At 54.8% G+C, this 14195-nt stretch carries 14 protein-coding genes; 5 read left to right on the top strand and 9 right to left on the bottom strand.

Annotation, left to right across the window (positions count from 1 at the left end; all coding sequences use genetic code 11):
• Nucleotide 1: 1 nt before the first annotated feature.
• Complete coding sequence (locus tag CMQ96_RS10440) at nucleotides 2-904, bottom strand: GGDEF domain-containing protein (protein WP_004871366.1); 903 nt, start codon at nucleotides 902-904, stop codon at nucleotides 2-4.
• Nucleotides 905-1319: 415 nt separating this feature from the next.
• Here CMQ96_RS10440 and CMQ96_RS10435 point away from each other — a divergent pair, with 415 nt between their 5' ends.
• The 3 genes from CMQ96_RS10435 to CMQ96_RS10425 all read left to right on the top strand — a co-directional run bounded on the left by CMQ96_RS10435 (nucleotide 1320) and on the right by CMQ96_RS10425 (nucleotide 4279).
• Nucleotides 1320-2393, top strand: coding sequence for a helix-turn-helix transcriptional regulator (locus CMQ96_RS10435; RefSeq protein WP_004871369.1), 1074 nt, complete (start codon nucleotides 1320-1322; stop codon nucleotides 2391-2393).
• A gap of 200 nt (nucleotides 2394-2593) precedes the next feature.
• Nucleotides 2594-3166, top strand: a complete 573-nt coding sequence (locus CMQ96_RS10430; protein WP_098066781.1) for a hypothetical protein — start codon at nucleotides 2594-2596, stop codon at nucleotides 3164-3166.
• Nucleotides 3167-3214: 48 nt separating this feature from the next.
• Complete coding sequence (locus CMQ96_RS10425) at nucleotides 3215-4279, top strand: hypothetical protein (RefSeq protein WP_004871377.1); 1065 nt, start codon at nucleotides 3215-3217, stop codon at nucleotides 4277-4279.
• Nucleotides 4280-4409: 130 nt separating this feature from the next.
• On the opposite strand, the gene CMQ96_RS10420 is transcribed toward CMQ96_RS10425, so the two are convergent.
• Entirely contained in the window at nucleotides 4410-4706 is a 297-nt protein-coding gene (locus CMQ96_RS10420) for a chorismate mutase (RefSeq protein ID WP_098066854.1), read from the bottom strand.
• 182 nt (nucleotides 4707-4888) lie between these two features.
• On the bottom strand, nucleotides 4889-5437 hold the full coding sequence (locus CMQ96_RS10415) for a helix-turn-helix transcriptional regulator (RefSeq protein WP_024359593.1): 549 nt from the start codon (nucleotides 5435-5437) through the stop codon (nucleotides 4889-4891).
• A gap of 693 nt (nucleotides 5438-6130) precedes the next feature.
• Here CMQ96_RS10415 and CMQ96_RS10410 point away from each other — a divergent pair.
• Nucleotides 6131-6832: an oligogalacturonate-specific porin KdgM family protein gene (locus tag CMQ96_RS10410; RefSeq protein ID WP_004871401.1), complete on the top strand. Its 702-nt coding sequence runs from the start codon at nucleotides 6131-6133 to the stop codon at nucleotides 6830-6832.
• A 71-nt stretch (nucleotides 6833-6903) separates the two neighbouring features.
• A complete protein-coding gene (locus CMQ96_RS10405; protein ID WP_064371672.1) occupies nucleotides 6904-8613 on the top strand; it encodes a pectate lyase in 1710 nt (569 codons plus the stop codon).
• 55 nt (nucleotides 8614-8668) lie between these two features.
• Here the strand turns inward: CMQ96_RS10405 and hpxK are convergent, their stop codons facing one another.
• From hpxK to CMQ96_RS10375, 6 genes are read right to left on the bottom strand one after another with little or no spacing between them, the layout of a single operon-like run.
• Entirely contained in the window at nucleotides 8669-9931 is a 1263-nt protein-coding gene (hpxK, locus tag CMQ96_RS10400) for an allantoate amidohydrolase (protein ID WP_049130922.1), read from the bottom strand.
• Complete coding sequence (locus tag CMQ96_RS10395; protein ID WP_064342443.1) at nucleotides 9928-11169, bottom strand: alanine--glyoxylate aminotransferase family protein; 1242 nt, start codon at nucleotides 11167-11169, stop codon at nucleotides 9928-9930. Before CMQ96_RS10395 ends, hpxK begins: the two co-directional genes overlap by 4 nt.
• A 10-nt stretch (nucleotides 11170-11179) precedes the next feature.
• Nucleotides 11180-11920: an amino acid ABC transporter ATP-binding protein gene (locus CMQ96_RS10390; protein ID WP_004131222.1), complete on the bottom strand. Its 741-nt coding sequence runs from the start codon at nucleotides 11918-11920 to the stop codon at nucleotides 11180-11182.
• Nucleotides 11901-12557, bottom strand: coding sequence for an amino acid ABC transporter permease (locus CMQ96_RS10385; RefSeq protein WP_004871411.1), 657 nt, complete (start codon nucleotides 12555-12557; stop codon nucleotides 11901-11903). Before CMQ96_RS10385 ends, CMQ96_RS10390 begins: the two co-directional genes overlap by 20 nt.
• Nucleotides 12557-13222 (bottom strand): amino acid ABC transporter permease, encoded by a 666-nt coding sequence (locus CMQ96_RS10380; protein WP_004871413.1) that lies wholly within the window; start codon nucleotides 13220-13222, stop codon nucleotides 12557-12559. Before CMQ96_RS10380 ends, CMQ96_RS10385 begins: the two co-directional genes overlap by 1 nt.
• Before the next feature lie 9 nt (nucleotides 13223-13231).
• Nucleotides 13232-14017, bottom strand: coding sequence for a transporter substrate-binding domain-containing protein (locus tag CMQ96_RS10375; protein WP_004871415.1), 786 nt, complete (start codon nucleotides 14015-14017; stop codon nucleotides 13232-13234).
• Between the last annotated feature and the right edge of the window lie 178 nt (nucleotides 14018-14195).

Genomic DNA, 14195 nt, shown 5'->3' with positions numbered 1-14195 from the left:
TTCACACGGCCCATTCCACTCGCCCGCGGCCGTTATTTTTTGCCTTATAGAGCGCGTCATCGACCTTTTTAATAAACTGATTCTGCGGCTCGTCTTTATGCCGCAGGCCAACGCCAATGCTAATCGACAGCGGGTTGTCGTGGTTGATCAGGATTGCCCGGGCGTTTTGCAGAATAGACTGCGCCAGTTCATCCACTTCCTGCGCCGACAGGCCATCAACGATAATGGCAAACTCTTCGCCGCCAATCCTCGACGGCAGTACCTTATCGCTGGTGAGTTTCGCCAGCTGTTTGCCGAGGGCAAACAGCACTTCGTCCCCCACCAGATGACCGTAGGTGTCATTAATTTTCTTAAAGTAGTCGATATCAACAATCATCAGCGCCTGCGTATTCCCCGCCTTTTCGCGGACGGTATCGATAAAGAAGCGGCGGTTTGGCAACTGGGTCAGCTCATCCTTAAGCGATTGAGAACGCGCGTCGACGTACAGGAGATTGATGCGCTCAATGATTTTGTAGACCCCGACCGCGCTCAGCAGCATGCCGGTCAGACGCAGCAGATCTTCACAGTAGTATCCCATCCAGCGCGGCTGGCGGAAGATTTCGTCCATCAGATCGAACGTGCCTCCGGCAATCCATAGCAGCAGCCCGTAGCGTACCCAGTTGACCGCCACGTGGTTCATGCGCACCTTGGTTGAGCTCCAGAGCATAAACAGCAGAAAAAGCAGCGCCAGAAGATCGATATACATACCGGGATTAGACAAAATCACGCGCCACGGTCCCAGCGGCGGCGAGACGAACGCGCACAGACCCGATACGGCGGCGATCGCCAGCAGCGCCGGAAAGATATGGGTTCGGGAAATAGAAGACGAGGGTTGAATATGGATGTTTTTTTCGCGTTCGGCCATGGTCAGGTCTCTTTACAGCGCGGCTTGCCAGGGCGTTAGCATAACAGCGGAAAGCGTTTGCGCGAACTGTAAAGGCGCGCGGGCGGGCGACAGGGAGCGGATTTCCACTTATCCCGCGTAGCGTATTAGATGAAATTGTTATCGAAGCGGGTTCGCGCAAAAGCGGTAGTCTAAACGTACAGGTTTAAATCAACAGGCGGTGGGAGAATATTCATCAAAACCACGCCAGGATCAGGGAGAAATTTCATAAACCGCAGGAAGTCCGCCGCAAAATAAGGAATTCAGCGCCCTTTGCGCATTTCCCTACCAACTGGCTGAGCGGGGATTGCCATCATTTATCTCCCAGGACTATGCTAATAGCACCAGCCTCATCAGTCATGCCCTGCGGGTTAAGCGATAAATATAAGGTGTCGTTATGGCCATTGATCCGGAACTATTATATATAGAAATTCTGGAGACTATTCTGTTGGCTACGCTGGATTCTCAATTCTGGAAACCCGCGCTGCAGAAACTGTCGTTACTGACAGGACATCAGTACGCGGCATTGCTTTATTATGACAAAGGTAATGCGCATCTTATGACGGATTCATTACTTTTTGATGAAAAAGTCTTTACGGCCTACCGGGATGTTTTTCTGGCAATCGATCCTGCCGAAAAAATATTGACGGGGTTGCCTGTAGGGCAGATGTACAGAGACAGGGAGTTTTTAGGCGATAAATTTATTGCTAATAGTATTTATTATAATGAATTTCATCACCCTAATGATTTAAATTATCTTACCAGCGTCAAACTAGGTACCGTCAACGGTTATGCCACTTATTTATCGCTGATGACGGCTAATGAAGCGGCCTATCCACAGCCCACGCAATTTGACCTGTTCCGGCGCCTCATCCCCGCGTTAATTACCGCCAGCCAGCTTCATGCCAGATTTGAACACCTTCGTGACACGATTAAATATCAGGGTGCCGTCATGGACAACGGTATTTACCCGGTCTGGCTTGTGGGTCATGCCGGTAAAATCCTTTACGCCAACACCCGGGCCGAAAATTACCACCGCGCGAGCCATAGCGCGATCTGGTCTGTCGGCGCTGACACGCTAAGCCTGAACACAGACAGCAAAAAACTGCGGCATGCCATTGAACAGGCCACCCGGACGGAGGCGCGCCCCCGAGCAGGATTATGCTACACCGCCGGGCGGCAAGCAAAGCCGATCCTGGTCATCCCGTCCCCCAGCATTCCCGGTGCGGCTTGCATTATCATCCCCGAGCCTTTCCTCACCGGCAGCGCATTCATGGAGCTCTTTAATGTCAAACCCGCCGAGAATGCGGTAGCAGAACTGCTGGTCAGAGGGATGACCCCGGATGAATGCGCCCTGCATCTCGGCGTCTCCATCACCACCGTCAGAACCCACCTTAGTGCGCTGTACCGGAAAACGCATACCCGTAATCAATCCGAGCTGCTGCTCATTATCAGGGCTATTCATAGCTAATTTATTTTACCCACTCATTCATTTGAATGAATGTGGATGCCATGACCACCACTATACTGAACCTTATCTGCGGGGACGCGTGTCAGTATAACCCCGTGGGTATAAGATGACCCCTTGTTGTAAATAGAAATACCTGCGTATATTAGTTTATCTTCACATGCCAGACATAAAATAATTTTATCCTGGCGAGGAGCGCATTTATGTTTTTACTAAAAACACACGCATCAGTAATTGTTTTATTTTTTATTTCCGCCGCCGCTCACGCTAATGAAGCCTCCTGTCAGGCTCAGCAGTCCTGCGGTGAGCAGGTCAACAAATATTTAATTTACCTTGTGTTTTTCATCGTTATCTTTGGTACCTTGCTTTCTATTTTAGTCATCCGCAATTCACTTCCTAAAGCGTGGTCTTTAGCCGATGCGCTTTCTGAAGATGTTGAATTATCCGCTACCGAAGAGGTTAAAGCCACCAGGGACGGCACTGATACCATGACAAAGAAGCCTCTTTATGACGATGCAGGCAGGCCGCGTCTGGTCAAAGAAATGAAAGCCAGTTCGAGCCGGCTCATTGCGCTAATCGGCATGCTGGTTATTTTGTTTATGTATATTGGCTTCGGCTCGTTATTGCTACTTGACTTTGGCCGCAATGGAAAAATATCCAATCCTGACGCTCTGAGTGAAATCATTAAATTCCTGATAGCCGGAATGACATTATTTGCGCCTTACCTGGTAAATAAAGTCTCTTCTCTCTTTCAGGGCTTAACCTCGAGTAAATAGACCTAAGACACTATCTCAACATTCGTCACCGTCATGAAGGAGAGTTTTATGGATACTATCAACAAGCGTATATTCATCGCGACTCGCTATCCTGTCAGCACGCAGCATGGTCGCCCACCGATAGCGTTTTTAGAACAGTTAGTCGATACTTTAAATGCTTTACCTGATGAGGTTTTTGCTGAAAATAAGCTTCATGATATCTATGCCGTAATGAAAGGGGCTCTCGGGCCTTACACCAGCCTTTTACACCGTAAAGCCGTCATGTGTGAAGTGCTTCGCGTTCAGGCGGGGTTTGAATCAGACTGGCGTTGGGATGCCGGCGTTGATTCCGAAAACGCGCATTCAATGGCTCACATGGAAAGCGAGGAAACCGGGGCGTTTCAGGTGTCATTTGACAGCATCGGCAATGGAAAGGCGGAACTCCTGAGTTTTGCTAAACAGCATGGCATTGATACAGCTGAAAAATTCATTACAAAAATGAAAACAGACCACCCGCTGGCGATAGAGTATTGTGCCCGATTGTTGCGTTTCAGCACCAGCTGGTGCGGTACCATCGTAAACCCCGCGATGGTTATCTCTCACGTGCGACGCGATGCCGTGGAAGAATTCCAGACATTTGTTACGCTACATACGCCTCCTGTGATGTTTGCCGATAGCATCACGCCGCTGAGCGACAAAGAAAAAATGCTCGACGTAGTCAATATTGCCACAACGCCGGATCGTTATGAAAAAGTTCAGGCCATCGCTGCGATTGAGCTTTTCAAATTAGCCCATGAGCAGTGGCCGCATGATGGTTGCGCCCTGAACCTGGCTAACCTGTTACAGGCCGGAGGGATTGCCGTTCCCGATATTACGCAGGCATTAGCTTTGGGTAACTATCTTCGTGATAAACGACAATGGAAAGTCATTTCTGTGGGTGATCAACAGCCCGGCGATGTCGGTTCCACCTGCGGTCCCGTAGCACACCACGGTTACGATCATATTTATCTGGTGCTGGAATGCGAAGGTAACGACATAATGCTCATTGCCGATAATCAAAAACCAGTCCCTCATCAACGACTAGCCAGTGGAAATGGCAAAACACCCACAACTTTCTTTTTGCGGCCAGTCTGATTCAACCCGGAAAAAACTTACCGCGTACTGAATCCCGTAACAGCAACGCTTTGGGTATTGCACGGGGTCGGATAGCCCGGGCAGGTGTGCGCCACCTCCGGGTATATCCGGCCTGCGTCGCGATAATCCGTTACCTTTTTTGCCGCTGTCGCTGATTATGCTGCTCAAGCTCATACTCAATAAAGGCATCTATCATGGACCGATATACTTTCTCAATAATCACTTCGGGCAACCCTGCCGCAGCCGCTTTTTCGCGAACCCGATCAATAACCTGCTGCACGCGTTCTGGCGCGCGTACGGCTGAGTGGTCTGTTTTAAATGCGGCGGCGGCTTGAACACACGTAGCACGCTGAGCAATCAGGCTAACCAATTCGCTATCAATCGAATCGATCTGGCTTCTGACATCGGCAAGGGTGGAAAACGTCATTATTTGAACCTCCAAACTAGTACATAGGATCGGCATGATATAATAAATTTCGCCCGATTCCACGCCTGGCGTCTATTCAGGCAGCGTTGACCAGCTTTTTTTCAAAGCCGATGCCGGCGGCGAGCTGCAGATGCGACCTTTCGTTTTTATCCGCGGACGCGCGTATTTGTTAGTGATAAAGCTTAGCCGGACAGCGGTGGTCGCTGGGTACGCATAGCCGCATACAGCGAGCATAGCTCCTGCAGGCTGTTGGTCCCCATACGCTTCATCAGCCGGGTACGCTGGACGCTGACCGTGGACGGACTGACCCCGCGGATACGGGCAATATCATCCAGAGAATGGCCGCGTAAACTGAGCCTCATGATCTGTTGCTCGGCGTGGGTAAAATTAAACGTATCGGGCAGATAAGCAACGCTTTGGTTCTGGGCCGAAAACAGGCCCATCACTTTTAACGCCTGACGCAGCTCTTCGACCGTCAACCTCTCTGACAAACAGAGCTTTAGCAGGCCCGGAAACAGCCGGTTGATAGCCTCAAAATGGCGCTCAGAGGTGATGAAGATGGCGTAGTGCTCCGGCGGATGGCGAAAGAACAAAGCGTATATCTCCTGGATATCCATCCCGCAGGTGACATACACGCAGTTGCTTAACCCTGCATCCGCGCCATCGTTCAGCTCCTGCAATAGAGTCTCTACGCCAGAAATAAATACACGATCCTTTCCATGAATAGTCATCTTGAAGTCCCGAGGTTACTGTCTTTTATTATCCTTCCATATGGATGCTTTTCTGAGAGTGTTATGTCGTCAGTCTGGCAGATCAATAGCGCAATCTTTTCCGTTTAGCTTTCGTTTAGGTTAAAGGAATCGGAAGCATGGGCTTCAGTTTAACCATTGAAACCGACGGAGTATTTTTTAAGTTTTAACAAATTGAGCGCTTTAAAATATAGGAATACGATTACTGCCAATTCAAAGAAAAGCTTAAATTCACGCATAAAACGGCGTAAAAAAACCAGAAACAAATACATAACACCATGATACATATGGCAAATATAGAATTAGGATTATCTTTATAAATAACATAAAAAATATTTACCCTCTCTTTTTAATATTCAGATCTCGATCTCAAAACATCATTTCATTTTGTGTAAAAGTTATTTTCAATAAAATTACAAGCAGTGCGAATTAGCCATCAACAGGGAATAAAGAATAATGTGTGGTGAATCCCCCTAAGCGGCGGGGTCAAGCTGAATCGAGGAATACCCTCATCTACGTTTCGTTTTTATTGACGAATCAGGAAGTCAGCGCCTGATTCACTGGGAGGCACCCGGCACCACACCACCCTCTAATAATTTAATGTGTATCGTTCTGCCTGCTTTACGGCAGGTAATTTCTTGTACCTTTGGAAAATATAAAAAGTAGAGGCACTCTATGTTTCGCTCATTATTATTAGTCACGATTCCTTTTATCAGTATTGCTGCCCACGCGGTGACCTTTGATTACCGTCATGAAACCAATGACAAAGCCGGCAATAATCATAAAGACAGACTGTTGATGTCTCACCGTTTTGCTAATGGTTTTGGCTTGTCGCTGGAAGGGAAATGGAAAGGTTCGCAGGATAAAAATAAAGCCTATGATGAAACCGTTAGTAACGGCACCGAAGTGGTGGCGAGCTATGTGCATAAAATAAATAAAACCTTTCAGATTGAGCCTGGCTTCTCTCTGGATACCAGCTCGTCTTCAAATAGCTACCGCCCTTATCTGCGCGGCAAAGCCAACCTGACAGATGACCTCAGCGCCTCACTGCGTTACCGCCCTTACTACAAGCGCAATTCAGGTAATATCGGCACGTCTAAAGACACCTCGGAGAACGGTTATAACCTGACCAGCGTTATTTCCTGGAAATTCCTCAAAGATTATCAGCTGGATTATGAACTGGACTATAAAAAAGCCAACTCCGCAGGGGTTATTTTAGCGGATAACGAAAGCTACGACTGGACCCATGATTTTAAGCTGACCTATAAATTTGATAAAAACTGGTCGCCTTATATGGCAATAGCGAATGTTTCCGGCAGTAAAGCCACCGATGAACGCCAGACGCGTTATCGCGTTGGCGTGAAATACTCCTTCTGATAACTTCCTGTCAGCCAGATAAAAATAAATAAGGGTTTCATTAAACCCTTATTTTCATTAAGAGGAAAATAATGAAGATTGCAAAAATCACCCTGGCATTGGGCGCTCTGAGTCTCTTTTCCCTGAGTGCTGGCGCCCAGGAGAACGCGCGTCTGAGCAGCGTAAAGCAGTTCGCCGAGGTCGTGCTGGATAAAGCGGGGGATCGGTACGGCCATCACTCTCCTCTGCTGGCAAACGGCGTGGATCCTCGCACCGGCAAGCAAATGGAATGGGTTTTTCCGGACGGTAAAGTTACCGTGCTGTCGAACTTCTCCGCCCAGCAAAATTTAATGCGGGTGCTGGTAGGGTTAAGCAACCTGACCGGCGAAGCAAAATATAAGCAGCGGGTCGCGGAGAATATTCGCTACTACTTTGACCACTATCAGGACGCCAGCGGGCTACTGCTGTGGGGAGGCCATCGCTTTGTTGATTTGAAAACGCTGCAGCCTCAAGGCCCGAGCGAAAAGGAGATGGTCCATGAACTTAAGAACGCGTACCCCTATTACGACATGATGTTTGCCGTCGATGACAAGGCCACCGCGCGCTTTATCAAAGCGTTCTGGAATGCCCATGTTTACGACTGGAAAACGCTGGAAACCAGCCGTCACGGGGAGTACGGCAAAGCGATGGGCGCGCTCTGGCAAAATGATTTTGTCCAACAGCCGCCGTTTTTCGCCACCAAAGGCCTGAGCTTTCTCAATGCCGGCAACGACCTTATCTACTCCGCATCGCTGCTCTATAAATACGATGGCGACGCAGGCGCGCTGACGTGGGCGAAGCGTCTGGCCGAACAGTACGTTCTGCCGCGCGATAAGAAGACCGGGCTCGGCGTCTACCAGTTTACCCAAGCGCTAAAACGCGCCGACACTACCGATGATAGCGATACGCACTCGAAATACGGCGACCGCGCGCAGCGTCAGTTTGGTCCCGAACTGGGGCCCGATGCGCTGGAAGGCAATATGCTGCTGAAGGGCCGGACCAGCACCCTCTACTCAGAAAATGCGCTGATGCAGCTTGCCCTGGCTAAATCGCTGGGCACCGCCGGCGACGATCTCAAAAAATGGACCCTTGATGGCCTCAAGGCCTTCGCGACCTACGCTTACGATGAGCAGAACAATACCTTCCGCCCTCTGCTGGCCAACGGCACGGACCTCTCCGGCTATGCGTTAAAACGCGATGGCTATTATGGGAAAAAAGGCACGGTGCTGAAAGCCTATCCGGCGGGAAATGAATTTCTTCTCTCCTATGCCCGCGCCTGGACGCTTGAACCGGATCGTGCCATCTGGAAAGTCGCGCGAGGTATCGCCAAAGGCCAGGGACTGGGCGATATTGGCGAACCCGGCGGCGCGAACCGCAGGCTGAATAACCAAACGGAGAATCATCAGCCGTATGCGATTTTCGCGCTTATCGACCTGTGGCAGGCCACCGGGCAGCAGGACTATTTGACGCTGGCGGATCGTATCGGCGCTAACATCATCAACAAGCAGCGCATCAACGGCTTTTTTGTCGATAACCCTGAGGCCGAATATGCCAGTATCGATAGTATCGCCCCCTATGCGCTTCTCGCCCTGGAAGCCGCCTTCCGCAATACGCCGGACGCGGTGGCGCCGTTCCTGAACGGCGCGGGATTCACGGAGGGTGCTTATCGGATAGCTGACGGGACGGTTCGCTACTCCACCCGCGATGACGAGCTGTTCCGCCTTAAACCCGGCGAACAGCTCAAACCGAACGGCAAAAAATAAAACGGTCCCCCACCGCCACCGGTGGGGGACCGTACCGCGCCGGACCGCCCGGCGCTTACTTTCCGGCATCCAGCGCCGACACCGCGCGCGAATAGGCGTCTATCGCCAGCGCCACATCATCGGCGGTGACCGACTCGGCGGGATGATGGCTGATGCCGCCTTTGCAGCGGACAAACAGCATCGCTGACGGCCAGCGTTCGGCAATGGCGATGGCGTCATGCCCGGCGCCGCTCGGCAGCGTTAGCGAACGCCCCTGCACCGCCTGCACCGCCTCGCTCAATACCTGCTGCAATCCGCTATCGCAGGCGGTAGCGGCAATCCGGTAAAACTCTTCGGCGCTGAACCGCAGCTGGCGACGAGCGGCAATGGCCTGCGCCTCCGTCAGCAGCGTATCCAGCAGCGCATCCAGCGGCTGGTCTTTCGGCCCGCGAATGTCGAGGGTCAGCGCGACTTCGCCGGGAATGACGTTAACCGCGCCGGGCGCGCAGCGCAGCGTCCCCACCGTGGCGACCAGGTTTCCGCCCTGTTCGCGGGTCAGCGTCTCTATCAGCACCATCCACTCGGCGGCGGCGGCCAGCGCATCTTTCCGATGGCTCATCGGCACGGTCCCGGCGTGTCCCGCCTCGCCGGTAAAGCGGCAGTTCAGACGACGCGCGCCGTTAATCGCTTCCACTACGCCTAAGGCCAGTCCTTCCTGCTCCAGGCACGGCCCCTGCTCGATATGCAGTTCCAGATACGCGGCGATCTCCTCCTGGCTGCGGGCGGCCAGGTGAACGCGCGCCGGATCCAGCCCGGCCAGCACCATCGCCTGCGCCACGCTGACGCCATCGGCATCGGTCTGCGCCAGCCAGCTCTCGGGCCAGGTGCCGGTCAGCCCGCGGCTGCCGAGCAGCGTAATACCGAAACGCGTCCCTTCTTCATCGCAAAAGCCGACAATCTCGATCGCCTTTTTCAGCCTACGCCCCTGTCGATGCAGGCTGTCCACCACCTCGATCGCCGTCAGGACGCCGAGCATACCGTCATAGCGCCCGGCGTTGCGCACCGTATCAAGGTGCGAACCCAGCAGGATGGCGGGCGCTCCCTCCTGCTCTCCCTCATAGCGCCCGCATATATTGCCGACGCTGTCCTGCCAGACGGTCATCCCGGCCTGGGTCATCCACAGCGCCGCCCGCTGGTTGGCCGCAAGATGCTGAGGAGAGAGATAAACCCGGGTCAGGGCGTCCGGGGTTTCGCTGATCGCCGCCAGCTCGTCGGCGCGGGCCATCACCCGGGCCGCGGCCTGCTGCATATCCGCCTGCTGGCGTTGTGTTTGACTCATTGCGCGCGCTCGCTGCGATAGTGGTCCCACGCGGCCTGCATCGCGGCGCCCTGGGTGGTCGGGAATTTGAGATAGTTCAGCACCGACTCCAGGGCGCTGAGCGTAGTCATCACGCAATCTTTCCGCGCGTTATAGCCCATGGTGCCGATCCGCCATACCTTGCCGTGCAGCGGGCCAAACGAGGTGCCGATTTCAATGCCGAAATCTTCCAGCATCAGCTTGCGCGCCTGGTCGCCGTTGATGCCCTGCGGGATGACGACGCCAAGCACGTTGTTCATCTTGTGTTTCAGGTCGCCGAAGGTCTCCAGCCCCATCGCCTGGATGCCTTTAACCAGCGCATCGCCGTGCAGCTTATGCCGGGCAATGCCGTAATCCAGGCCTTCCTGGAGGATCAGGCGGGCGCATTCGCGGGCGCCGAACAGCGCGGTAGTGGCCTCGGTATGGTGGTTAAGGCGCTCCGGCCCCCAGTAGTCCATCACCATGCCGAGATCGAAGTAGTTGGAGTAGATCATCTCCTCGTCGCCGTCGCGGTGGGCATCGGTGCGGATCCCCTCTTCCACGCATTTGCGGCGGCGAATCGCCTCTTCCATGCGCGCGCTGAGGGTAATCGGCGAGGTGCCGGACGGGCCGCCAAGGCATTTTTGCATCCCGGCCGAGACCGCATCCAGTCCCCAGGCGTCGGTTTCCAGCGGGTTGCCGCCCAGCGAGGCGGTGGCGTCGGTGTAAAACAGCGCGTCGTAGCGGCGGCAGATCTCCCCCAGCTCCGCCAGCGGCTGCAGCATGGTGGTCGAGGTATCGCCCTGCACCGTCAGCAGCAGGCGCGGACGAATACGTTTGACGGCATCCTCCACCTGGTCCGGGGTGAACACTTCGCCCCACGGCACTTCAATGGTATGCACTTCCGCCCGGCAGCGGCGGGCGATTTCGCACAGCAGATGGCCGAAGCGGCCAAATACCGGTACCAACACCTTGTCGCCCGGCCGAATAGCCGAAACCAGGATCGCCTCAATCCCGGCCCTTGAGGTTCCGTCCACCAGCATCGTCCAGCGGTTTTCGGTACGAAATACGCCGCGGTACAGCGCCATCACTTCGTTCATATAGTGGGTCATCGCCGGGTCGTACTGGCCGATAAGCTGGCTCGACATGGCGCGCAGCACGCGCGGGTCGGCGTTAATCGGGCCGGGCCCCATCAGCAGGCGCGACGGCGGGTTGAGTTGCGGAAACTGGGTGATATCCATCTTTAAGTCCTTATTGATTGAGGCCGCGCACGGATGAAATAAACTGCTTCAGTTCGCTGGTCTGCGGGTTGGCGAACAGCGTTTTGCTGTCGCCCTGCTCCCAGACGCGCCCCTGATGCATAAACACGACGCGGTCGCCCACTTCGCGGGCAAAATTCATTTCATGGGTCACGAGAATCAGCGTCATGCCCTCCGCCGCCAGCTGCTCCAGCACCTTGAGCACTTCGCCCACCAGCTCCGGATCCAGCGCCGAGGTGATCTCGTCACAGAGTAAAACTTTTGGCGACATCGCCAGCGCGCGGGCAATCGCCACGCGCTGCTGCTGGCCGCCGGAGAGACTCGATGGGTAGTAATCGAGCCGGTCGCCCAATCCGACCTTTTCCAGCATCCGCTGGGCCAGTTCACGGCACTCGGCGGCGCTCTTCTTCAGCACCCGACGCGGCGCCAGCATCACGTTTTCCAGCGCCGTCATATGCGGGAACAGGTTAAAGTTCTGGAACACCATGCCGATAGAGCGGCTGATCTCACGCGCCTGCGAGTCGCGGTCGGTAATGGTCATCCCGCCGAGCTTAATGCTGCCTTCCTGATAGCCTTCCAGCCCGTTGATGCAGCGCAGCAGCGTGCTCTTGCCGGACCCGCTGCGGCCGATAATCGAGATAACTTCGCCCATATCGATATCCAGATCGACGCCCTTGAGCACGTGGTTATCGCCGTAATACTTCTGCATCTGATTAATGGTGATGAGAGGCATTGAATTTGTTCTCCAGATAACGGCTGTAGCGGGACAGCGGATAACACAGAATGAAGTAGCCCAGCGCAACCAGCGCAAAGACTTTAAACGGCTGATAGGTGACGTTGGTCAGCATGGTGCCCGCTTTGGTCAGCTCGACGAAGCCGATAATCGACGCCAGCGCCGTGCCCTTGATCACCTGCACGGCAAAGCCGACCGTCGGGGCGATGGCGATCCGCAGCGCCTGCGGCGCGACGACGCGATACAGCGTCTGGCCAAAGCTCAGCCCCAGACAGCGCGACGCTTCCCACTGCCCTTTTGGCAGGGCGCGAATGCTGCCGAACCAGATATCGAGCAAAAAGGCGCTGGTGTACAGCGTCAGCGCCAGCGAGGCCGCGGTCCACGCCGAAACGTCGATGCCGAACAGCGCCACGCCGAAAAAGGCGAGAAACAGCTGCATCAGCAGCGGCGTCCCCTGGAACAGTTCGATATAGCCGCGGATCAGGCGTTTTACCTGGCGCCCGCCGGTCATGCGCAGCAGCAGGAGCGGCAGCGTCACCAGCGCGCCGCCGAGAAACGCCACCAGCGACAGCAGCACCGTCCAGCGCCCGGCCAGCAGCAGATTGCGGACAATGTCCCAATCGGTAAAGGTGGTCATCATGCCTGTACCCCCAGCCATTTACGTCCCGCCGCCAGCAGCAGCTGGCGCATCGTTATCGACAGCGCTAAATAAATCCCCGTCGTCACCAGATAGACCTCAAAGCTGAGGAAGGTGCGCGACTGAATCAGGTTGGCGGCGAAGGTCAGCTCTTCATAAGAGACCTGCGACACCACCGACGAACCGAGCATGACGATGATGCACTGGCTCACCAGCGCCGGATAAATGCGCTGTAGCGCGGGCGGCAGAATGACCTGAATGAAGGTCTGCGTCCGGGTCAGCCCGAGCACGCGCCCCGCCTCCCACTGCCCTTTCGGCGTCACCTGAATACCGGCACGTACGATCTCGGTACTGTAGGCCCCGAGGTTCACCACCATCGCCAGCAGCGCGGCCTCGCCCGCCGTCATCTTCAGCCCCAGGTTCGGTAAGCCGAAGACGATAAAAAACAGCTGTACCACAAACGGCGTGTTGCGAATCAGTTCGACATACCCGCCCCATATCCGGCTGAACCACGTCGGACGCCCGCTGCGAACGGCGGCGCCGAAAATGCCAATCGTCAGGCCGCCTATCGTCGCCAGCACGGTCAGCTGAATAGTCACCCACAGCCCCGCCAGCAGCTCCGGCCAGTGCGGCCAGAGCTCAGAGAAATGAAGTTGCTCCGTCATGCCCGAACCTTAGGCGCCGAGGCTGGCAGGCAGCGGCGCTTTCAGCCACTTCTCAGACAGCCCGTTGAGGGTGCCGTCTTTCACCCCCTGCTCAATCAGCGCATCCACTTTCGCCTTCAGGGCCGGTTCATTTTTCTTCAGGCCGATAAAGCATGGCGAGTCTTTTAGCATAAAGCTCGGCACCGGGGCTTTGTCAGCGTTCTGCCGGGAGATGGCCGCCACCACCAGGTTTCCGGTAGCGACGTACTGCACCTGGCCGGAAAGATACGCCGACAGCGTGGTGTTGTTGTCTTCGTAGCGCTTAATCTGCGCCTCTTTCGGCGCCACGCTGGTCAGCACCATATCTTCCACCGCGCCGCGGGTCACGCCAACGCTTTTACCACTCAGCGCCGCCGGGTCTTTCAGCTCTGCGCCCTTCGGACCAAATACGCCGAGGAAGAACGGCGCGTAGGCGCGGCTGAAATCGATCACCTTCTCGCGCTCGGCGTTTTTACCGAGGCTGGAAATCACCAGGTCCACCTTATCGGTTTGCAGATAAGGCACGCGGTTGGCGCTGGTGACCGGCACCAGCTGCAGCTTGAGCTTCATCTGTTTGGCGAGGTAGCGCGCCATATCGATGTCGTAGCCCTGCGGCTGAAGGTCGGTCCCCACCGAGCCAAACGGCGGGAAATCCTGCGGCACCGCAATGCGGATCGTGCCGCGCTTTTCAATATCCTGGAGCTGGTCAGCCTTCGCCGCCGAGAGGTTGGTTAACAGACAAGCGGCCCCGGCCAGTGCGATCAACAGTTTTTTCATGGTGTTTACCCGTTACGTTAACATGAAACAAAAGATTCTTTAAAGTCACTTTTGCAACTAATGTGCCAGATAAATCGCCGCGCATCGGGTGAGTCCGCCGTTTGGCTAAGCGAAGGTAAAACAAGGGAAAGTGAGGAATTAAGAGGAAACGACCGCGCGTTCCCCCATTATTTTGTCG

Origin of the sequence: Klebsiella sp. MBT K-1, from assembly GCF_002556465.1 — a bacterium.
Classification (GTDB): domain Bacteria; phylum Pseudomonadota; class Gammaproteobacteria; order Enterobacterales; family Enterobacteriaceae; genus Klebsiella; species Klebsiella grimontii.
The sequence above is the reverse complement of the archived record's forward strand: the minus strand, read 5'-3'. Positions and strand labels throughout refer to the sequence as shown.

What these genes read in the sequence shown, in the direction of transcription:
- CMQ96_RS10440 (WP_004871366.1), bottom strand. Translation starts at nt 904, where the DNA reads ATGGCCGAACGCGAAAAAAACATCCATATTCAACCCTCGTCTTCTATT.
- CMQ96_RS10375 (WP_004871415.1), bottom strand. Translation starts at nt 14,017, where the DNA reads ATGAAAAAACTGTTGATCGCACTGGCCGGGGCCGCTTGTCTGTTAACC.
- CMQ96_RS10420 (WP_098066854.1), bottom strand. Translation starts at nt 4,706, where the DNA reads ATGACGTTTTCCACCCTTGCCGATGTCAGAAGCCAGATCGATTCGATT.
- CMQ96_RS10405 (WP_064371672.1), top strand. Translation starts at nt 6,904, where the DNA reads ATGAAGATTGCAAAAATCACCCTGGCATTGGGCGCTCTGAGTCTCTTT.
- hpxK (WP_049130922.1), bottom strand. Translation starts at nt 9,931, where the DNA reads ATGAGTCAAACACAACGCCAGCAGGCGGATATGCAGCAGGCCGCGGCC.
- CMQ96_RS10425 (WP_004871377.1), top strand. Translation starts at nt 3,215, where the DNA reads ATGGATACTATCAACAAGCGTATATTCATCGCGACTCGCTATCCTGTC.
- CMQ96_RS10435 (WP_004871369.1), top strand. Translation starts at nt 1,320, where the DNA reads ATGGCCATTGATCCGGAACTATTATATATAGAAATTCTGGAGACTATT.
- CMQ96_RS10415 (WP_024359593.1), bottom strand. Translation starts at nt 5,437, where the DNA reads ATGACTATTCATGGAAAGGATCGTGTATTTATTTCTGGCGTAGAGACT.
- CMQ96_RS10385 (WP_004871411.1), bottom strand. Translation starts at nt 12,557, where the DNA reads ATGACCACCTTTACCGATTGGGACATTGTCCGCAATCTGCTGCTGGCC.
- CMQ96_RS10380 (WP_004871413.1), bottom strand. Translation starts at nt 13,222, where the DNA reads ATGACGGAGCAACTTCATTTCTCTGAGCTCTGGCCGCACTGGCCGGAG.
- CMQ96_RS10410 (WP_004871401.1), top strand. Translation starts at nt 6,131, where the DNA reads ATGTTTCGCTCATTATTATTAGTCACGATTCCTTTTATCAGTATTGCT.
- CMQ96_RS10395 (WP_064342443.1), bottom strand. Translation starts at nt 11,169, where the DNA reads ATGGATATCACCCAGTTTCCGCAACTCAACCCGCCGTCGCGCCTGCTG.
- CMQ96_RS10390 (WP_004131222.1), bottom strand. Translation starts at nt 11,920, where the DNA reads ATGCCTCTCATCACCATTAATCAGATGCAGAAGTATTACGGCGATAAC.
- CMQ96_RS10430 (WP_098066781.1), top strand. Translation starts at nt 2,594, where the DNA reads ATGTTTTTACTAAAAACACACGCATCAGTAATTGTTTTATTTTTTATT.